Origin of the sequence: Microcystis sp. M31BS1 (genome assembly GCF_020245285.1) — a bacterium.
GTDB lineage: Bacteria > Cyanobacteriota > Cyanobacteriia > Cyanobacteriales > Microcystaceae > Microcystis > Microcystis panniformis.
Map to the genome: position 1 here is coordinate 1 of NZ_JADBVE010000094.1, position 19,621 is coordinate 19,621.

At 42.5% G+C, this 19,621-nt stretch carries 16 protein-coding genes; 8 read left to right on the plus strand and 8 right to left on the minus strand.

Translation table 11 applies throughout. The features are described from left to right. Positions 1-609 precede the first annotated feature (609 nt). From IM509_RS05140 to IM509_RS05150, 3 genes are all read left to right on the plus strand, one after another. Positions 610-879, plus strand: coding sequence for a UPF0367 protein family (locus IM509_RS05140; protein WP_185237973.1), 270 nt, complete (start codon positions 610-612; stop codon positions 877-879). Positions 880-1,066: 187 nt separating this feature from the next. Then, entirely contained in the window at positions 1,067-1,735 is a 669-nt protein-coding gene (locus tag IM509_RS05145; RefSeq protein WP_185237103.1) for an energy-coupling factor ABC transporter ATP-binding protein, read from the plus strand. Positions 1,736-1,808: 73 nt separating this feature from the next. After that, positions 1,809-2,369 carry an NYN domain-containing protein gene (locus IM509_RS05150; RefSeq protein ID WP_167341551.1) on the plus strand — a complete coding sequence of 187 codons (561 nt, stop codon included), beginning with the start codon at positions 1,809-1,811 and terminating at the stop codon, positions 2,367-2,369. Positions 2,370-2,498: 129 nt separating this feature from the next. Here the strand turns inward: IM509_RS05150 and sfsA are convergent, their stop codons facing one another. The 3 genes from sfsA to cysC form a co-directional block, all read right to left on the minus strand. Then, the gene (sfsA, locus tag IM509_RS05155) at positions 2,499-3,218 is read right to left on the minus strand and encodes a DNA/RNA nuclease SfsA (protein ID WP_052277257.1); all 720 of its coding nucleotides are present in this window, start codon (positions 3,216-3,218) and stop codon (positions 2,499-2,501) included. Between the two features lie 478 nt (positions 3,219-3,696). Continuing rightward, positions 3,697-5,424 carry an ABC transporter ATP-binding protein gene (locus IM509_RS05160; RefSeq protein WP_052277256.1) on the minus strand — a complete coding sequence of 576 codons (1,728 nt, stop codon included), beginning with the start codon at positions 5,422-5,424 and terminating at the stop codon, positions 3,697-3,699. A 376-nt stretch (positions 5,425-5,800) separates the two neighbouring features. After that, the gene (cysC, locus tag IM509_RS05165) at positions 5,801-6,346 is read right to left on the minus strand and encodes an adenylyl-sulfate kinase (protein ID WP_043996040.1); all 546 of its coding nucleotides are present in this window, start codon (positions 6,344-6,346) and stop codon (positions 5,801-5,803) included. Positions 6,347-6,648: 302 nt separating this feature from the next. Between cysC and IM509_RS05170 the strand changes: the two genes are divergently transcribed. After that, a complete protein-coding gene (locus tag IM509_RS05170; RefSeq protein WP_185236912.1) occupies positions 6,649-8,817 on the plus strand; it encodes a lytic transglycosylase domain-containing protein in 2,169 nt (722 codons plus the stop codon). A 373-nt stretch (positions 8,818-9,190) separates the two neighbouring features. Further along, complete coding sequence (locus tag IM509_RS05175) at positions 9,191-10,021, plus strand: energy-coupling factor transporter transmembrane component T family protein (RefSeq protein ID WP_002789359.1); 831 nt, start codon at positions 9,191-9,193, stop codon at positions 10,019-10,021. A gap of 9 nt (positions 10,022-10,030) precedes the next feature. Here the strand turns inward: IM509_RS05175 and coaE are convergent, their stop codons facing one another. Both coaE and purC read right to left on the minus strand, forming a co-directional pair. Beyond that, on the minus strand, positions 10,031-10,612 hold the full coding sequence (coaE, locus tag IM509_RS05180; protein WP_185236911.1) for a dephospho-CoA kinase: 582 nt from the start codon (positions 10,610-10,612) through the stop codon (positions 10,031-10,033). A gap of 61 nt (positions 10,613-10,673) precedes the next feature. Further along, positions 10,674-11,399 carry a phosphoribosylaminoimidazolesuccinocarboxamide synthase gene (purC, locus tag IM509_RS05185; protein ID WP_272079489.1) on the minus strand — a complete coding sequence of 242 codons (726 nt, stop codon included), beginning with the start codon at positions 11,397-11,399 and terminating at the stop codon, positions 10,674-10,676. 337 nt (positions 11,400-11,736) lie between these two features. Between purC and IM509_RS05190 the strand changes: the two genes are divergently transcribed. Continuing rightward, a complete protein-coding gene (locus IM509_RS05190) occupies positions 11,737-12,033 on the plus strand; it encodes a DUF7219 family protein (protein ID WP_002743720.1) in 297 nt (98 codons plus the stop codon). A gap of 59 nt (positions 12,034-12,092) precedes the next feature. On the opposite strand, the gene thrS is transcribed toward IM509_RS05190, so the two are convergent. After that, positions 12,093-13,892, minus strand: a complete 1,800-nt coding sequence (thrS, locus tag IM509_RS05195; RefSeq protein ID WP_185236909.1) for a threonine--tRNA ligase — start codon at positions 13,890-13,892, stop codon at positions 12,093-12,095. 134 nt (positions 13,893-14,026) lie between these two features. On the opposite strand from thrS, the gene IM509_RS05200 reads away from it, so the two are divergent. After that, on the plus strand, positions 14,027-14,938 hold the full coding sequence (locus IM509_RS05200) for a metal ABC transporter solute-binding protein, Zn/Mn family (RefSeq protein WP_072925682.1): 912 nt from the start codon (positions 14,027-14,029) through the stop codon (positions 14,936-14,938). 90 nt (positions 14,939-15,028) lie between these two features. Here IM509_RS05200 and IM509_RS05205 read toward each other — a convergent pair whose 3' ends face one another. Next, positions 15,029-16,132, minus strand: a complete 1,104-nt coding sequence (locus IM509_RS05205; RefSeq protein ID WP_072925685.1) for a CobW family GTP-binding protein — start codon at positions 16,130-16,132, stop codon at positions 15,029-15,031. A gap of 255 nt (positions 16,133-16,387) precedes the next feature. Then, entirely contained in the window at positions 16,388-16,825 is a 438-nt protein-coding gene (locus IM509_RS05210; protein ID WP_072925692.1) for a DUF4079 domain-containing protein, read from the minus strand. A 4-nt stretch (positions 16,826-16,829) separates the two neighbouring features. Between IM509_RS05210 and IM509_RS05215 the strand changes: the two genes are divergently transcribed. Further along, a complete protein-coding gene (locus tag IM509_RS05215) occupies positions 16,830-19,466 on the plus strand; it encodes a M1 family metallopeptidase (RefSeq protein ID WP_185236908.1) in 2,637 nt (878 codons plus the stop codon). Positions 19,467-19,621 lie beyond the last annotated feature (155 nt).

Below are 19,621 nucleotides of genomic sequence, written 5' to 3' on the forward strand. Positions count from 1 at the left end.
TAATTATGACTCTTAAACTATATTATTGTCCTTGAGTAAAAAATGCAAGTTGTAGCCGTGCAAAGTATAGGCTGCATTCCCCAAGACAACTCCTGATTAGGGTTTGCTGAAAAAGTACGGGCGAAGCATTCGGATAGAAAATCTACGGTTTCACCGATAGGTTATTGCCCGAATGCTTCGCCCCTACAGGACGCGGGCCGATGTATCGGTTATGAACACATTTACTGCTGTTGTAGAAAAAGGATGTAGGGTGTGGGGTGTAGGGAAAGAAACCTCTTTCATCTGTGGGGGTGAAAATTTTTTCATCAGGACTGACTCCTGACTTCTAAAATATTAACAATGTTTTCCTAGTGCGATCGCCGATCTTGTAGGGTGCGTTCCCTGATGCAACTCCTACCGCTGCACCGATAGATTTTGGCGAACGCACCATGCACATTCATTGAAGCAAGTGATTACCAGCTAACAACGCCTCTGCACAGCGACTGCCCGGAGTTAATCGGTGATAGTGAACAGCAATCAGTGAACTGAAAACTCACATCTGATCTCTGACTTCCCAACCCCTGCTATACAATGGTTTTTGACTTGTTTTTTGGAAGGGAACGCTAAACTATGTATTCGATCGATATTACCCTGAAACTCTCGCCCATCCCCCTTTCCGTGCAGCGCAAGGAAGAAGCAGCAGCAGACGCTTTGTATCAAACAATTATTAACGCTATGCGATCGCCAAATCCCGAATTATTAGAATTAACCTGCGAAAAACAAACCGATAAAAAGGTGGCGGTTTTTAGCGATCAGATCAGTGCGGTGATTGTGTCACAAAAATCTGGGGCTGCCTCCACCGGCAGAGTGCCGGGGTTTGTCACCTTAGCCACAGAATAGTTCTTGAATCAGTTATCAGTGAGCAGTGAGCAGTAAACAGTAAACAGTAATCAGTGAGCAGTAAAAAGACAGTAGGAAACTTCTATTTAATACTGCACACTTAAAAACTCAAATCTGATAACTGATAACTGATAACTGATAACTGATAACTGATAACTGATAACTGATAACTGATAACTGATAATTCATGACTATAAAAGTAACAGACCTCTGCTTTAGCTGGCCGAATGGGAAATCAGTATTAAATGGCTGCTCTTTGCAAGTTCCCAGAGGGGAATTTTGGATGTTGTTGGGGACAAATGGCAGCGGTAAATCAACCCTGCTGCGGCTCTTAGCGGGATTATTAAAACCTAGTCGCGGGGAGATAGAGATACCTAACCCCCTCGGTTTTGTTTTCCAAAATCCCGACCATCAGTTAGTTATGCCAACAGTGGGGGCAGATGTGGCTTTTGGGTTGGTATCCGAGGGTTTATCCACGCCGGCAATTCGGGCCCGGGTGCGGGAATCCCTAGGGGCGGTGAATTTATTAGAAATGGAAAAACGACCGATCTATGCTCTCAGTGGCGGACAAAAGCAAAGAATCGCCATTGCAGGTGCTTTAGCTCGTCATTGCGAGGTTTTGCTCTTTGATGAACCCACCGCCCTTTTGGATGGGGATACTCAGTTAGAATTAGTCTCTCAAGTGCAGAAATTGGTCAAAAACCGAGGGATTACAGCCCTTTGGGTGACGCACCGCCTTGATGAATTGGATTACAGCGATGGAGCATTTTTATTAGAGGGGGGCAAGGTAACGGATCGGGGAAATCCCCTAGAATTAAAAGCGAGATTATTGGCCAGTGCGGCGGGAGAATCCTAAATTTTTTGTTAATATCATTAAGATGCTGTTTTTTAGAACTGCCCTTAATGCCACACGAATTACTCTCAAAGCCATGCTTAATTCTTCTGATCGTTCCCTTCTGCTGGTTGACGGCTACAACGTCATCGGCGCTTGGCCGTCCCTGAAAAAAATTAGCGATCGCCAAGGTCTCGAACCAGCGCGAGACAAGTTAATTGAAACCCTAATCGGTTACACCCACCATCAGGGTTATCAAACCCAAATCGTCTTCGATTCCTACCTTCAAGATACCCCCGGCAGCCAAGAACGCTACACTAACCATTTATCGGTTTATTTTACCGCTCACGCTCAAACCGCCGACACCTATATCGAGAAAACCTGCGCTGATTTTTGGCACGATCGCGCCCCAGCTATCGGACGGATTATCGTCGCTACCTCTGATAATGCCCAAAAAATGACCGTTATGGGTTATGGGGCCCAGTGGATTTCCGCTCAACGTCTGGAAGTCGAGGTGGATTTAACCGGTCGTCGTCTGAGAAAATCCCAGAGTTCTTCTCAAAGTCCCAAAGGGCGTTTTTTATTCCATTCTCTCGATGCTCAGGTGCAACAGAAATTAGAGAAAATGCGCCACGGAATTAGTTATCAAAAACCTTGACAAATTACCCCAAATATGTATCGACAAAAATCCCCATTAGAGGCACAGGTAACTGTGTCTCTAAGCTTTTCAAGGTCAGTTGCGGTCTGGGGGATTTTGTCACAAGCTGGCCCCTCTAAACCACGGGTTTCACAGTTGCAATTCTGCTAAACCTAAATAATAAATTCCCGTGGGTGTCACTTGCAAGCGACAGGGTAAAACCTTGACTCCTTTAGCCACTGCTTGACGCAATAACTGCCCGTATTTAGCATCTTTACTATCCCCCGGAGCAAATCGGTCACAATCACCGCGATTGATAAAGTAGAGCATAATCGCTTCCGCTGCCGGCAATAAAGCCATTAATTCCTGTAAATGCTTCTGTCCTCGCGTGGTGACAGTATCGGGAAAAAGTGCCGTTTCTCCCTGATTCCAAGTGGTATTTTTGACCTCGATATAGGTGAGGGAATTATCACCATGGGTCAAAAGAAAATCAATTCTACTGCCGTTATTTTGACCGTAGGCCACTTCCGATCGCACTTCGGTGTCATTTTTGAGCAAATCGGGAAAAACTCCTGACAACAGGGCATTTTTCACCACCTGATTGGGAAGATTGGTATTAACTCCCACCCAAGTCTCCCCCAGTTGAATCATCTCCCAGGTATAAGCTAATTTTCGCTTCGGGTTATCACTACGAGAAAGATAAACCGGTTGACCCTCTACGCATACATCTGTCATCGGTCCGGTATTAGCGCAATGGGCCGTAATTAATTCTCCGTTGTCCAGTTGTATGTCGGCAAAAAAGCGTTTGTAACGTTTAATTAAAATACCCTTGACAAGAGAAGGGTAAGTGTGAACCAACAAGGAAGTCATCAAATTTTCGCCGAGGGATATCAAGGTAAAGAATAGCCTTTTTTTGGGAGCTTAACCTGAAGACAGGAAACCTTTCAGTTATCAGTAAACAGTAATCATACTTACAGCGTTTTCCCTAAAGATGAAGTCTAACCTAATTCCGCGACTGACTCCCCAAAACGAAAACTTCCTACCTCACCATTAAGATAACTGCTATATCGGTGATTCTTAAATTAGTACAAAAGTACAAACAACCGCGTGTAAGCATCCCACCGAAAAACTAATGCGCTCCGGGGTTTGGGGGAGGCACTTCATCCCCCGACGGGTAGGGTTGATTCATGAATCAACCCTACCTTGAATCAACCCTACCTTGAATCAACCCTACCTTGAATCAACCCTACCTTGAATCAACCCTACGGGTTTGGGGGGTAGAACCCCCCAAAAACTTGGCTTGAGTAATAAAATCAGAAATAACGCCCAACTCTTAACGCCAAATGGACTAATCTTGAAATTGTCTAGCATGAAATTGAGCGTAACGACCATTAAGATTTAATAACTCCTCGTGATTACCCACCTCGATAATTTCACCCTTTTCTAAGACTAAAATACGGTTAGCTTTTCTGACAGTTGCTAATCGGTGAGCAATAACAAATACTGTGCGCTCCGTCATAATTCTTTCTAAAGCTTCCTGCACTAAAGCTTCCGATTCCGAATCGAGCGCTGAAGTTGCTTCATCTAAGATTAAAATCCTCGGATTAGATAAAACTGCTCGCGCAATGGCGATTCTTTGTCTTTGTCCACCCGATAAATTAACACCCCTTTCTCCCACATAGGTATAGTAACCCTGGGAAAGTTCACTGATAAATTGATGAGCGTTGGCAATTTTTGCCGCTTTTTCCACCTCTTGCAGATTAAAATCTCCCTGACCAAAAGCGATATTTTGGGCTATAGTGCCAGAAAAGAGAATATTTTCCTGCAAAACTACGCCAATTTGTCGCCGGAGACTTTTTAAAGTCACATCACGAATATCCACCCCATCGATTAAAATCTTGCCGGAAGTGGGGTCATAAAAACGCAATAAAAGATTAACTAAAGTGGTTTTTCCCGCTCCCGATGCTCCCACTAAAGCAATCATTTCGCCAGCGTGTGCAGTAAAATTAATATTTTTTAAAACCTGTCTGTCCTGGTTGTAATAAAAATTTACTTGACAATATTCAACTTCTTTGCTATGGGGTGGCAACTCGATCGCCTTCGGTTTTTCGGTAATTGTTGGCAAAATAGCTAACAATTCAAAAATCCGATCCATGGAGGCTTGACCCTGTTTAAATTGATTATAATTACTGGTAATATGGGCGATAGGATCGATTAACATTGCCACCGCCGCCACATAACTAACAAAGTCAACACCAGTTAAATTCTTTTGGGAAATTTGCCAACCCGCAAGGAAGAATAAAAAGATAACTCCCATCGCTTGCAAAAATCCCACCACGACGTATTGTAAAGCTTTGGTGGATTCCGATAGGTATTGAGCGCGGCGATTTTCCTCCGCTTCTTGGGCAAAAAGCTCGGTTTGATAATCTTCAGCTGCGAAAGCTTGCACCACGCGAATACCGCCAAAAACTTCGGTTAATAACGCAGAAAGGTTAGATATTTTCGCTTGGGCGCGACGAGCATACTGTAATAATTTTTCACCAAAAAATCCCACCAAAACTCCCAACAAAGGAGCGATAATAATGACAGCAATCGTCAATTGCCAGTTAACAATAAACATATAGGCAAAGACGACAATTAACTGTAAGGCTGAGGGAATAAAATCATGGAAAAATTTATTAATTACTTCCCCAATGCGATCGATATCTTCCGTTAAACGATAGGATAAATCACCAGTTTTCGCCGTTTCAAAGTAATTTAAGCCGAGGGTTTGCAGGTGTGCATAAACTTTTTTTCTTAATTCGAGGGCAATTTTTAAAGAAGCTTTTGCCATCAGGGAATCTTGCCCATACTGAGACATTCCCCGCAGTAAAAAAACCACTGCCCCCACCCCCGAAAGTGTCGCCAATGCTTGCACATTTCCCTCACCGATATATCTGGCCATTTGTCCAGCTAACCAGGCTAAAATCGGCCAAAATACCGTAAATCCGATCGTACAGATGAACGCCAAAATAATTGTTTGGGTTTGGGGACGGAGATAGGGAATGAGGTTCCAATAACTAGAGCGAGATTTCAAAATAATTTAGCACCTTTAAATATTAAGTATTCCTGCAAAATTAATTTGCTAGTCGAGACAGTTATCAGTTATCAGTTATCAGTTATCAGTTATCAGTTATCAGTTATCAGATTTAAGTTTTAAGTTTTAAGTGAGCAGTATTAAATAGAAGTTTCCTACTGTCTTTTCACTGTTTACTGTTTACTGATCACTGATCACTGTTTAGGGACTCTTGCACTTTGGCCAGAGGTTAACTGAGAGGTATAATTAACCTTGCTTAGGTACTGAAGAAAAGGAGATTAACTAACAAATTTGCCTAAGGGGTTAATCGGGGTGTAGAGACGTTTTTAGTCCACGTCCCTACGATGTTTTCCAATAATACAAAGTTATTATGCGATTAAACCGCCACAGCTTGATTAATGTAGCCTAATTCCCTCAATTTGTTCCAGACTTTGGCGACACTTTCCTCTAAAGTCTCTAAATCAGTGCGACATTCCACTTCTGGGTTAAAAGGTGGTTCATAGGGATCATCAATTCCCGTAAAAGACTTGATTTCGCCAGCACGCGCTCTTTTATATAATCCTTTCACATCGCGCTCCTCACAGACGTTTAAGGGAGCATTAACAAAAACTTCGACAAAATTGCCGATTTTTCCCCGTACTTCCTCGCGAATCTCGCGATAGGGAGAAATAGCCGAAACTAGGACAATCACACCGTGACGGGTGAGCAAATTAGACACAAAACCAATGCGACGGATATTTTCATCGCGATCCTCTTTACTAAATCCTAAACCTTTGGTGAGGTTCGTCCGCACTATATCGCCATCGAGAACTTCAATGGAATAACCTTCAGCGATTAATTTTGCCTGTAATGCCTCGGTAATCGTGCTTTTCCCCGCACCGCTCAATCCTGTTAACCAAACCGTCACGCCGCGCTGTTTCATAGCAATCATTAATAATACTTAAATCCTGTTTAGCGTACCATATCTCAGTGATCAGTTACCAGTTACCAGTGATCAGATGGGAGTTTTCAGTTCACGGATTACTGATATAGTCATTTCAGATAAGTCTGATACACTCTAGACCGGTTAAACCCTTATGAACTCTGGCATTGATATTCTCAATCTTAATTGAAATGACTATAACTGCTTACTGATAACTGAACAACCCCCAACCTGATTGAAACAAACAACCTGTCACCACGATCATTGATAATGTATGTTGAGTTGCTGTCTTTAATAAGGTAATGTTTAAGAAATTCCCCCCTCACACCCCGCTCATTCTTGGACTAGGTTCTGGGGTTGCGCTTTTTACTCTCACCAGTCTCTTTCTCTTTCACCCGAAAATTCTCGCTTGGCTCGATCGCAATAGTGCTTCGGTTCCTAGCCAAGATCCTAACCAACCCTCTGCCGTGGTTGATAGCGCTTCCTTACCACAAACCGAGCGAGATGTCAAGTTAAAAGATGTTGCTGATGCCAATGCGCCCTCTTTAGAGCGTAGTCGCGCCCGCTATCTCTTGGCTATGGATTTATTGAGAAAATATGAAGGGGGTCCGGCTTTAAAACAATTAGAAGGCTTAGAAAAACAATATCCTGTCCTCGCTCCCCAGATTCTCCTCAAACAGGGACGCGCCCACGAATTAACCAACGATAGTGAAAAAGCGCAAGAAATTTGGCAAAAATTACTGGAAACCTATCCCCAATCGCCCGTAGTGGCGGAAGCTTACTACTCTTTGGGCAAATACGACCCCAGTTATCATGAGAAATTGCTTAAGGAATACCCCCGACACCCGCGTACTTTGGCTTTAATTCGCCAACGTCTTCAAGAAAATCCCGATCAATTTCCCTTATGGTTACAGTTAGCCAAGGCTAATCCTTTTGATCCTACCCTCAATCAGGCCCGCAATCGTTTGGTGAAAGACTACGCCGAGCAGTTAACTCCGGCGGATTGGGCAATGATTGGGGCAGGTTATTGGCAGTCGGGATTGTACGAAAAAGCCTATAAAGCCTATGCTAAAGCCACTCCTAGCCCCGAACAAGCCTATCGTTACGCCCGCGGGCTACAAATTGCCAAAAAACTGCCAGAAGCTCGCAGCGCTTACCAAAAATTAATTAAAACCTATCCCCAGGCCTCAGAAACCGGGTTAGGATTACTGCGACTCGCCCAAATTTCTCCTAACCGCGATGCTATAGCATATCTCGATCGCATTGTCAAGCAATTTCCCGATCGCGCTCCGGAAGCTTTGGAAGCGAAAGCCAAATTACTGGACTCAACTAATGCCCAGGCCGCTAGTCAAACATGGCAGACTCTGTTAAATAAATACCCAAAATCTGACGAAGCCGCCGATTATCGCTGGTTAATGGCCCAAAGAGCCGCTAAATCCGGCGATTACGCCAAGGCGTGGCAGTGGGCGCAGCCAATTGCGGTTAATAATCCCGATAGTCAAATTGCCCCGAAAGCGGCCTTTTGGGTGGGAAAATGGGCGCAAAAACTGGGCAAAAACCAAGAAGCAAAACAAGCTTTTACCTACACTATTTCTCGTCATCCCCATTCCTATTATGCTTGGCGCTCGGCGGTTTTATTAGGTTGGGACGTGGGGGATTTTACCACTGTCCGCTCCTATAATCCTACCACCGTCAAACCCGCCACCCGTAACGATACTCCCGCCGGTTCGGAAGCTTTCAAGGAACTATATCGCATTGGTGAAGATACGGACGCGTGGAATCTCTTCCAAGCAGAAATTGTTGATCCTTGGAATTTAACCGTTGACGAACAATTTAACCTCGGTGTCTATAAACTCTCTCGCAATCAAAATTTAGAAGGAATTAACCTGATTTGGCGCTTGCGAGAAAGAGATACCCCAGAGGAAAGGGAAGCATGGAAAGTCCTGCGACAAAATGATAAATACTGGCACGCTTTATTCCCTTTCCCCTACTACGATAGCATCCTGGAATGGTCAAAAGATAGACAATTAAATCCCCTGCTAGTGACGGCTTTAATCCGGCAAGAATCCCGCTTTGAAAAAGAAATTCGTTCTCCTGTGGGGGCAGTGGGATTAATGCAAATTATGCCCGATACCGGTAAATATATTGCGGGTAATACTGGCAATAAAAGTTATTCTTTAACTAATCCCGAAGATAACATTATGATGGGGACATGGTATCTCGATTATACCCATGGCAAATTCGCCGGAAATTCACTTTTTGCTGTGGCTAGTTATAACGCTGGACCGGGGGCAGTTTCTAAATGGAGACAGCGTTTCGATTTTAGCGATCCCGATGAATTTGTCGAGAATATTCCCTTTAGAGAAACTAAGGGTTATATAGAATCGGTGTTTGGTAATTATTGGAATTATCTCCAGATTTATAACCCCGAAATTCAAGAGCAAATGAAGAGAGTTGCTAACCCTTCCTAGTTGATTAATGGGGATGGGTGATTAACTCATTCCCTTAAAGTTATAATTAAATTGAAGATAGATCCCCCCTGCCCCCCTTGATAAGGGGGGTGCCGATAGGCGGGGGGATCCCCCTTAATAAGCTATCCCTTATAGGGATCTTTCTTAACAATTTTTGCAGTAAGCACTCCAACCCTTAGCCTGACTTGATTTCAGTTTTTTCTTTGTCAGTAAGGGTGTCAACAAGGAATATTACAAATTGTTAACCGAGTCTTGAAAGCCTTGTGCTACAAAGGTTTGAAATGTTAAGAAAGATGTGACTAAAGGACAGCTTAATGAGGGGGGCATCTGACAGTTTTTAACACCTAGCTACTTACTAACTTTTTTCCTAATTATGCAATCATTTAACTGGCAAACCGTCGATCGAGATTCTCCTTTTACTCGCCTAGATTTTCGGACAAAATTAACCATGATGATCGTGGTTACTCTCATCGCTTTTACTTGGGAAAGTCCCCTCGCTGGCGGTTTTCTAACTCTTATTGTCGCTTTAGCTTGTCTCTGGGCGGGGGTAAAATGGTCTTATCTTCTCACTATTTTAAAATTCATGGCTCCTTTTTATCTATTCTTATTAATTACCATGGGATTTTTTAATGTGGAACAGGTAAAAACTTTAACGGGAAAAACTGAATTAACTCCCTTATTAACTGTCGGTTCTACTAAAATGACTGTGGAGGGAACCCTCTACGGTTTAAATGTGATCTTTAAAACTCTCACGATGGTTTTAATTATTCCCCTCGCTATTTTTACCACCGATATAAATCAGATGATGGTGAGTTTAACTAAAGCCAGAATTCCCTACAAAATAGTCTTTATTTTTTCCTCTACCCTGCGTTTATTTCCTCTCCTAGTAGAAGAATCTCGCTCGATTATTTCTGCTCAAAGATTACGAGGATTAGCAATAGAAAAAATGGGTTGGCTGCAAAAAGGAAAAATTTATGCTTCCATCGCTGTACCTTTAATTTTAAACGCTATGGCTAAATCGCAAAAATTAGAAGTAGTTTTACAAGCTAAAGCTTTCTCTGGTGATCCCGATCGCACATTTTTACAGGAATCAATCTTAACCAATAAAGACTATTTATTAATTATTGGCTTTCTATTTTTATTGGTTTTGGCAATCATTCTCTATGTAAAATTCGGGGTGGGAAAATTTGCCTGGTTGTTTTAAGCTCAATCCCTATTGTATAGCTCGATCGATCTGAGTATATAAAGCTTCTAAATCCCCGGAATTGTCCAAAACAATATCAGCTAAGGCAATTTTTTCGGCTAAAGGCATTTGATTATTAATCCGAGCGATCGCTTGTTCTCTAGTTAAGTTATTTCTAGTCGTTAAGCGTTGAATTTGTTGCTCGAAACCGCATGAAACCACCCAAATCTCTGTGACTAAATGGGTTAATTTAGCTTCAAACAATAAAGGAACAGAAAAAACAACTATTGGGACTTCTAACTGCTCTAAATGCCGCTTAAAACATTCTCTAACGTAGGGATGAATCTGACTTTCTAACCAGATTTTTTCCTCGGGATTATTAAAAATAATCTCTCCTAACTGTTGGCGATTAAGGGAATTATCCTCAGTTTTAACTTTTCTGCCATAACGCGCCAAAATTCTCTCTAAAATTGCCGAACCTTTTTCCACTGCTTCCCGAGCATACATATCCGCATCAAGGACGGGAATTTTGTAGATATTTTCTAAATAATGAGAAACCGTGGATTTACCACAGGCTATTCCCCCTGTTAACCCGATAATTCTTCTCGACATAAATTATTAAATTGCTAATCTCAATTAAGGTGCGTTACGCGCTCGCTAACACACCCTAAAGTTATAAACTCTCTATCTGTCGTAAAACTCTTGCTTGTACTTGTTGATAGGCAGTTTCCACATCTCCTAAATCGCGACGAAAACGATCCTTATCGAGAATGCGCGCTTGGGCATCCTCTTGGGTTTTATCCCAGAGACGACAGGTATCGGGGCTAATTTCATCACCTAGATAAATTTTGCCCGTTTTATCAACTCCAAATTCTAACTTAAAATCGACGAGAATAATCTGGCACTTATCAAAAAATTCTTGTAGATATTGATTGATTTGCAGGGCTAAATCTCGTAACTGATTGACTTGCTCCTCGCTGGCAATATCAATCACTTTTATGCGATCGGGCGTTAACAAAGGATCGCATAAAGCATCATCCTTGAGGTAAAATTCTACAAGAGGAAAAGGTAAAACTTTCCCCTCCTTTAATCCCGTTTGCTTGCACAAACTCCCGGCGGCGATATTTCTGACTACTACCTCCAAAGGAATAATTTTAATCGCCTTGACGCGCATTTCCCTAGAACTAGGGCGATCGATATAATGGGTAGGTATTCCTAGGGATTCTAACCATTGAAATAGGGCAGTGGAGACAGTACAGTTAATTTCCCCTTTACCGACAATTTGCCCGCGTTTTTGGGCATTAAAAGCGGTGGCATCGTCTTTGTAATAAGTGAGGAGAATATCGGGATCATCGGTTTGATAGAGAATTTTGGCCTTACCTTCATAGAGTTTTTCCATAGTTATCATCCTCGGCAATTGATAAACGAAAATCGATGGTTAATCAGATAGTGGCGGCAGTAAATTTTGGCGATCAACCCAGGCAAAAAGTCTCTATCCTTGGGTAGATGATCGTTGAGAAAAATAATGTATAATTGCAGCTTAAAGATAACTGTCAACATTTGACGATCGAACCTTAACCTATAACCAAAAACTGTCACAATACCAGGGGTCAACTTTTGACGAATCAGCCAAGTTTTTACTTGAATCCTCAATCATAGCCAACAGTTGATATTATCTCCCATTACCATTACCGAAAAATCTAAAGAAATTCCGCACAATTACCCGCCATCGCCCTATGAACCAGAATCCTCCTAACGATGATAACCCGAATCTCCCCGATCGCCGCAAGGAGGATTTTCTCTATCCTCGCGCCCCCTACTATGGAGAATTTAAACCAGAAAACTTGCTATTTAACGCCAATTTACAGGAATTTGCCCAAAAAGTCAGTTTTATTTGTAATCTGGAAACGGGGGGCAAAATCAGTTCTCTAGAAGCCTACCAAAAAATTAAAGCCCTCTGGAAAGACTTAAAACAGAGCAAAAAAGGCCTAGGCATTGGGGAAAATCCCTTTCAAAAAGATGATGATACCTAAAGGAAAAAAATGCTGGGACAGAAATATTTTCTGCCCCATAGAATTAGATGAGCAAACGCTTAAAAATTACCGTGATTTTGGATGGCAGTTTCTAATTTTGCCACCACTTCCTCGACGCTAATTACTCCTAAATCGCCCGTGGCACGGGTGCGAATACTTAAACTATTACTTTCCATTTCTTTTGCCCCCACCACTGCCATCACGGGTATTTTTGCGGTTTCAGCATTGCGAATCATTTTACCCAAACGTTCGCCACTGGTATCGGTTTCGGCGCGAATTCCTAACAACTGCATTTTCACTGTCACCTCTTTAGCGTAATCCAATTGAGTATCACTAACCGGTAATAATCGTATCTGGACAGGGGCTAACCAAAGAGGAAAATCTCCCGCGTATTCTTCGATTAAAATACCGATTAAACGTTCCAAAGAACCAAAAGGTGCGCGATGAATCATCACTGGACGTTTACGATTACCATCTTCGGCAACGTATTCTAGTTCAAAACGTTCGGGTAAATTATAATCTACCTGTACCGTTCCTAACTGCCATTCTCTTTCGAGGGCATCTTGGAAAATAAAGTCTAATTTCGGACCATAAAAAGCCGCTTCTCCAGGAGCTTCAAAATAATCCATCCCCAAAGTTTGCACCGCTTTTCTAATCGCTGATTGTGCCTTTTCCCAAGCTTCATCGGAACCGATATACTTATCCGATTCGGGGTCACGAAAACTCAATCGCGCCTTAAAATTCTTTAGTTGTAAACTCTTAAACACCGTCAAAATTAAATCAACAACGCTTAAAAATTCCTTGTCTAATTGTTCGGGAGTGACAAACAAATGGGAATCATCGACGGTAAAACCGCGAACTCTAGTTAATCCTCCCAATTCTCCCGATTGTTCGTAACGATAAACTGTCCCGAATTCTGCCAAACGCATCGGCAATTCCCGATAGGATCTCAAATCACTTTTATAGATTTGAATATGAAAAGGACAGTTCATCGGTTTGAGGACAAATCCTATTTCCTTACTAGCAGATTCCTCATCGTCTGCCATCATGGGAAACATATCTTCTTTGTACTTTTGCCAGTGACCGGAAATTTTAAACAAATCGACGCGAGCAATATGGGGAGTAACTACGGGTAAATAACCGCGTTTTAACTGTTCTTTTTTCAGAAAATCTTCTAACAAAGAACGAATTAAAGTTCCTTTCGGTGTCCATAAAGGCAACCCCGGCCCGACAGAATCAGAGAAAATAAATAAACCTAATTCTTTGCCTAATTTCCGATGGTCGCGTTTGAGTGCTTCTTCCTTACGGCGCTTGTATTCGGCTAATTGTTGGGGATTTTCCCATGCCGTGCCGTAAATGCGCTGTAATTGGGCTTTATTCTCATCCCCGCGCCAATAAGCACCCGCTACCGTCTCTAATTCGATCGCTTTCGGGTCTAGTTCACTTGTATTATCTAGGTGCGGACCGGCGCACAAATCCCACCAAGCGTCCCCAAGATGATAAAGGGTGATGGGTTCTTGAATTCCCGCCAGAATTTCCAGCTTATAGGGTTCATTAATCGCTTTAATGCGCTTTTCCGCCTCTTCCCGAGAAACTTGCTCGCGAATCACCGGCAGTTTTTTATTGATAATTTTGACCATCTCTTTTTTGATGTCCTTGAGATCCTTATCGGTAAAAGGTTCCGGCACATCAAAATCGTAGTAAAATCCGGTTTCAGTCCAAGGCCCGATAGTAACTTGGGCTTGCGGGAATAATTTCTGCACCGCCATGGCCATAACATGGGAGGTGGTGTGACGAATGCGCTTGAGGTGGTCGGATTCGCTGGTTTTCGGTAGTTTAATCGGGGCTTGGTTATCCATATCTCTTCAATTTACACCTTCTCTATTCTCTATTTTAATGGTAAAAGGAGTCTTTAGTCAGGAAAAAAATCAGGATAGATATCAATGCCATTTCCCCCCATCTCTAACCTCTAACCCCTCATCTCTATTTCTCGATGAAACAACTAATTTTATCCTGTTTATTTTTGGGATTGGTTGCTTGTCATGCCTCGGTTAATACCACCGATAACCAAAAACCCAAGGTAATCTCCACTAGCACAATTATCGCCGATTTAACCGCACGAGTGGGCGGTGAAGAAATTGACCATCAAGACATTTTAAAACCAGGGGATGATCCCCACGTTTATGAACCGGTTCCCGCCGATAGTGTGGCTTTAGAAAAAGCCGATTTAATTCTCTATAACGGTTATAATCTCGAACCGGGGTTAATTAAAATGATCAATTCTACGGGAATTAAAGCTAAAAAAGTGGCCGTGGGGGAAGCAATCAAGCCGTTACAACTAGAAAAAGAGGGGCAGAAAGTACCCGATCCCCACGTTTGGGGTTCGGCGAAAAATGGGATAATTATGGTGGAAAAAATCCGAGATCAACTGATTAAATTAAGTCCCGAAGATAAAGAGATTTTTACCCAAAATGCCGCCCAATTAATCGCAGAATTAGAAAATCTTGATCGCTGGATTACTGCGGCTATTGAAACTATCCCCCCTTCCCAAAGACAATTAGTCACCACTCATGACGCTTTTCAGTATTATGCTCATGCCTACGGTTTAAAAGTTGCGGGAACTTTAATTGGCATTAGTACCGAAGAACAACCTAGCGCCCAAACGGTGAAAAATTTAGCCGATGCTATTAAAAATTTCCAGGTTCCTGCTATCTTTGCCGAGACTACTATTAATCCCGCTTTAATTACCACTGTAGCCGAAGAAGCGGGGGTGAAATTAGCACCACAACAATTATATTCTGATTCGATCGGCGCGGTGGGTACTAGGGGGGATAGTTATGTAAAAATGCTGAAAGAAAATACTCGATCGATCGTGGAATCTTTAGGGGGAAAAGTACCCGAATAAAAATAAATAATTAGGTGAAGTGGGGAAGTGGGGAATTTAGGTGATGGGGGTGTGTTACCCTAGGCTAACACCCCCGCAAGAGATGGTTATCTATTTCCCAAATCCTTTACCGTGATTGACAGCAGGTAAAATGAGACAACTGTTAATCTGTTCTTTTAGGGTTTCATGATCGAGATTTTGACCGATAAGAACTAGCTGATTTTTCGGAGTACCTTTCCATTCGTCATCTTCGAGAGTAAAACGTTTGCCACTGAGGTGAAAAATATGACGTTTAGGACTTTCATCAAACCAGAGAATACCCTTAGCGCGGAAAACGCTTTCTGGTAACTGATTATCGAGGAAATATTGGAACTTCCGAATCGAAAAAGGTTGGTCACTAGCAAAGGAAATAGAAGTAAATCCATCCACCTCTAAATGATTGGAATGGTCGTGATGATCATGATCATGATCATGATCGTGATCGTGGTGGTGATCATGATCGCAATGGTCGTGATCGTGGTCGTGGTGATGATGGTCGTGGTGTTCTTCCTCTGTGTCGAAATATTTATCCGATTCAAATAGTCCGACGCTGAGAATTAAGGGTAAAGGGACTTGACTTTTGCTAGTACGAAGAATTCTCGCTCCTTGCTTCATGTCCCGGATTCTTATTTCTAAAGAATCCACATCCGCTTCATCCACTAGATCGGTTTTATTGAGAACAATAATATCACCGTAGGTGATTTGACTTAAGGCCGCTTGCGAGTTGAATAAATCGAGACTAAAATTGGCACAATCCACCATAGTGACAATGGAATCTAAACGAGTCATTTCCCGTAATTCCGTTCCTAAAAAGGTTAAAGCTACTGGTAAAGGATCGGCTAATCCTGTGGTTTCTACGACTAAATAATCGATTTTTTCGGGACGTTCGAGAACTTTATAAACTGCTTGAATTAAATCCTCGTTAATCGTGCAGCAAATACAGCCATTATTTAATTCTACCATGCTGTCATCACTGCTGATAATCAGTTCATTATCGATACCGATTTCACCAAATTCATTGACAAGAACAGCAGTTTTTAATCCCTGTTGATTGCTGAGAATATGATTGAGGAGGGTAGTCTTACCACTACCAAGGAACCCAGTAATAATTGTTACCGGTAGCCCTTTTTTTGGCACTGACATCGTGTTAATAGCTTGTGATTCGACGGTTTGCATAATGATTTGGGGGTGAGTATTCTGTCACTAAAAAGCGATTTTTCGGGATGAGATAAGTAAGTGGTTTCAATTAAATTGAAGATAGATTTTGTCTTTGATCCCCCCTGCCCCCCTTGATAAGGGGGGTGCCGATAGGCGGGGGGATCCCCCCTTAATTCCCCCTTGATAAGGGGGGGGGATGTGACAATTTTTAACATCCACTTACTTAGCTAGTTTTTCTCGATCGAACAGTCTCCACTCGATCGCCGACTATTTTTATTGTAGATATTTTTGGACCACATCCCATCCTGTTAGGGTAACAAAAAGAAAACCCAGAAACAATAAAAGATTAGTGCCGATGTGGAGAGACCGCGCTAGGGGTGGACGGGTTGTAATGTTCAGGCCGCTAATTGCCGAAACAAAAACCAGAAAAACCACCGATAAACCCGCTATCAGGTGGGAAGAGTGACCTAAACTGCCATAATGACCGATTGTTCCCACTAATCCGATTCCCAGCAGAATTAAGACCAAAGTAACCATGATCAGGCCGCTGAGGAGATGAAAGGGTCTTAACCATTTTGGTCGAGATTGGCCCGCAAGTCGTCGATAACCCATGTTTACCCCCGAAACCGCTAGTAAAAAATAGGCAAAGAGGGTAAATCCCATCGACCAAGCGGCAATTTTCCATAACCAGAGAAAGGAAGGGAGATTCATAGGGGTGGGATTATTATTAGCAAGGAAAGGGACGACCGATCGTGTTAATTTAAGTTTACCGGACAAAAATCAGCAAGTTAGGGCTAATATGTCTCATCTCACCATCGACACAGAAAATAATCAGCGTCAACCCTTTGAGTTACCCGGGGCTAAACCCCATTATAACCCCGATCGACCCGGACAAGTTAATCATATTTTTCTCGATTTAATTATTGATATTCCCCGACAAAGTTTTCAGGGCAGCTGTCAGATTACCCTCACCCCCATTCGTCGGGGAATTAGCAGTTTAACTCTGGATGCGGTGGATCTAAATATTGATTCTGTGTTCATTGAAGGTATCAGTCAACCCTTTGACTATGATCGTTTTCTGCTGACCATTCATCTGCTACAACCCACCACCGATAAACCGATTATCCTGACGATTAACTATCAGGTTAAGCAACCACAACGGGGGTTATATTTTATCGGCCCCGATGAATATTATCCCGATAAACCGATGCAAGTTTGGACCCAGGGAGAAGATGAAGATTCTCGCTTTTGGTTTCCCTGTTTTGATTACCCTGGCCAATTAACTACCTCCGAAATTCGGGTGAAAATTCCCCAACCCTATATCGCTATTTCTAACGGGGAATTAATCTCGGTGGCAACCGTTGGTGAGGACAGAATTTATCACTGGTCACAAAAGCAAATTCATCCCACCTATTTAATGACTCTTGCGGTGGGAGATTTTGCTGAATTATGCGACTCATGGAATGGTGTTCCTGTCACTTATTATGTGGAAAAAGGACGGGAAGAAGAGGGCCAAAGAAGTATGGGTAAAACTCCCCGCATGATCGAGTTTTTTAGCCAAAAGTTTGGTTATCCCTATCCCTATCCCAAATACGCGCAAGTTTGTGTAGATGATTTTATTTTTGGTGGGATGGAAAATACCTCCACCACAATTTTAACCGATCGCTGTTTAATTGATCAAAGAGCCAGCATCGATCATACTTGGACAGAAAGCTTAGTTGCCCATGAATTAGCTCATCAATGGTTCGGTGATTTAGTGGTAATTAAACACTGGTCTCACGCTTGGATTAAAGAGGGAATGGCCTCCTATTCTGAGGTTTTATGGACAGAATCGGAATACGGAAAAGCTGCTGGTAGTTATTATTTATTAGGGGAAGCAAGAAGTTATTTAGAAGAAGATACTTCCCGCTATCGTCGTCCGATTGTTACTCATGTTTATCGAGAAGCGATCGAACTTTATGATCGTCATCTCTACGAAAAAGGCGCTTGTGTTTATCACATGATCCGCTCTATTTTAGGGGAAGATTTATTCGGAAAAGCGATTCAGACTTTTGTGCGGGATAATGCCCATAAAACCGTGGAAACTGTGGACTTATTACGGGCGATCGAAAAAGCGACCGGGTACAATTTATTATTCCTCTTTGATCAGTACGTTTATCGCGGTGGTCATCCCGATTATAAGGTGGCCTACAGTTGGGACAATCAGAATAATTTAGCCCAATTAACTGTCACCCAAACCCAGGACGAAAAAGAACTATTCGACTTGAAAATTCCCGTCGCTTTTGCCTATCTCAACTCTGAGGATATTACCTACAATCTGCGGATTCACCAAAAAGAACAAACTTTCTATTTTCCCCTAGCACAAAAGCCCGATTTTGTCAAGTTCGATCGGGGTAATAATTTCCTCAAAACCGTCACTCTTGAGTATCCCATCGGTGAATTAAAAGCGCAATTACAACAGGATCCCGACCCGATTTCCCGTATCTATGCAGCCATAGCCATTGCTAAAAAAGGCGGTTTAGAAGCGATCGAAGCTTTAGGGACATCCCTAGAAAATGAGCCTTTTTGGGGTGTGCGTGTGGAGGTGGTCAAACAGTTAGCGACTCTTGGTTTAGATCAGGCGGTTACTGCTTTAATTAAAGGTTTAAACGATGAAAAAGCACAAGTACGTCGGGCAGTGGTCGAGGGATTAAGTGAAATTAAAACCTTAGATAGTTATAACGCGCTTAAATCCCTACTAGAAGCCGGAGATGCTAGTTATTATGTGGAAGCGGCCGCGGCGCGAGGATTAGGCTCCATGGCCGTGGGACAATTGCAAGATCAAGAAGGGGAAATTATTGACCTGCTCAATCATATTTTACAGTTAAGAAAGGGGTGGAATGAGGTAGTAAGAGCGGGCGCAATTGGGGGTTTAAGCCAGTTAAAAACCTCGCCAGCGGCTTTAGAGTCAATTTTGACCTACACGGCTTTAGGCACGCCTCAACCCCTGAGATTAGGGGCTATCCGCGCCCTGGGAGCGATTTCTTCCGGACAAACCACCGACAAATTAACCGTAATTTTGGAACGTTTAGAAACCATTGCCAAGGAAACTTTTTTCTTGACGCAAGTGGCAGTGTGTAACGCTTTAGGACAGATAGAAAATGCCAAAGCTATCGTTATTTTACAAGCTTTGAGCGATCGAACTCCCGATGGTCGTGTCCGTCGTGTAGCCGAGGAAGCAGTACAAAAAGTCCAGAAAAAATTGGGTTCCGAGAAAGCAATTCAGGAAATTCGCGAGGAATTAGAAAAAATGAAACAGGAAAATCAGGAACTTAAAAGTCGTTTGACCAAATTAGAGGCGAAAAATAGTTAATTAACCTGAGTTATCAGTTATCAGTTATCAGTTATCAGTTATCAGAACGTAGGTTGGGTTGAAGCATGAAACCCAACCCCCGCATGGGTTACGCTACCGCTAACCCATCCTACTGGACTGTTTCAGCTAAAATAGGGCAATAGATTTCGGTTTAA

Excerpts from the sequence above, each read along its gene's own strand:
- IM509_RS05140 (WP_185237973.1), top strand. The coding sequence starts at position 610 with ATGTATTCGATCGATATTACCCTGAAACTCTCGCCCATCCCCCTTTCC.
- IM509_RS05145 (WP_185237103.1), top strand. The coding sequence starts at position 1,067 with ATGACTATAAAAGTAACAGACCTCTGCTTTAGCTGGCCGAATGGGAAA.
- IM509_RS05150 (WP_167341551.1), top strand. The coding sequence starts at position 1,809 with ATGCTTAATTCTTCTGATCGTTCCCTTCTGCTGGTTGACGGCTACAAC.
- sfsA (WP_052277257.1), bottom strand. The coding sequence starts at position 3,218 with ATGACTTCCTTGTTGGTTCACACTTACCCTTCTCTTGTCAAGGGTATT.
- cysC (WP_043996040.1), bottom strand. The coding sequence starts at position 6,346 with ATGAAACAGCGCGGCGTGACGGTTTGGTTAACAGGATTGAGCGGTGCG.
- IM509_RS05170 (WP_185236912.1), top strand. The coding sequence starts at position 6,649 with ATGTTTAAGAAATTCCCCCCTCACACCCCGCTCATTCTTGGACTAGGT.
- IM509_RS05175 (WP_002789359.1), top strand. The coding sequence starts at position 9,191 with ATGCAATCATTTAACTGGCAAACCGTCGATCGAGATTCTCCTTTTACT.
- coaE (WP_185236911.1), bottom strand. The coding sequence starts at position 10,612 with ATGTCGAGAAGAATTATCGGGTTAACAGGGGGAATAGCCTGTGGTAAA.
- purC (WP_272079489.1), bottom strand. The coding sequence starts at position 11,399 with ATGGAAAAACTCTATGAAGGTAAGGCCAAAATTCTCTATCAAACCGAT.
- IM509_RS05190 (WP_002743720.1), top strand. The coding sequence starts at position 11,737 with ATGAACCAGAATCCTCCTAACGATGATAACCCGAATCTCCCCGATCGC.
- thrS (WP_185236909.1), bottom strand. The coding sequence starts at position 13,892 with ATGGATAACCAAGCCCCGATTAAACTACCGAAAACCAGCGAATCCGAC.
- IM509_RS05200 (WP_072925682.1), top strand. The coding sequence starts at position 14,027 with ATGAAACAACTAATTTTATCCTGTTTATTTTTGGGATTGGTTGCTTGT.
- IM509_RS05205 (WP_072925685.1), bottom strand. The coding sequence starts at position 16,132 with ATGCAAACCGTCGAATCACAAGCTATTAACACGATGTCAGTGCCAAAA.
- IM509_RS05210 (WP_072925692.1), bottom strand. The coding sequence starts at position 16,825 with ATGAATCTCCCTTCCTTTCTCTGGTTATGGAAAATTGCCGCTTGGTCG.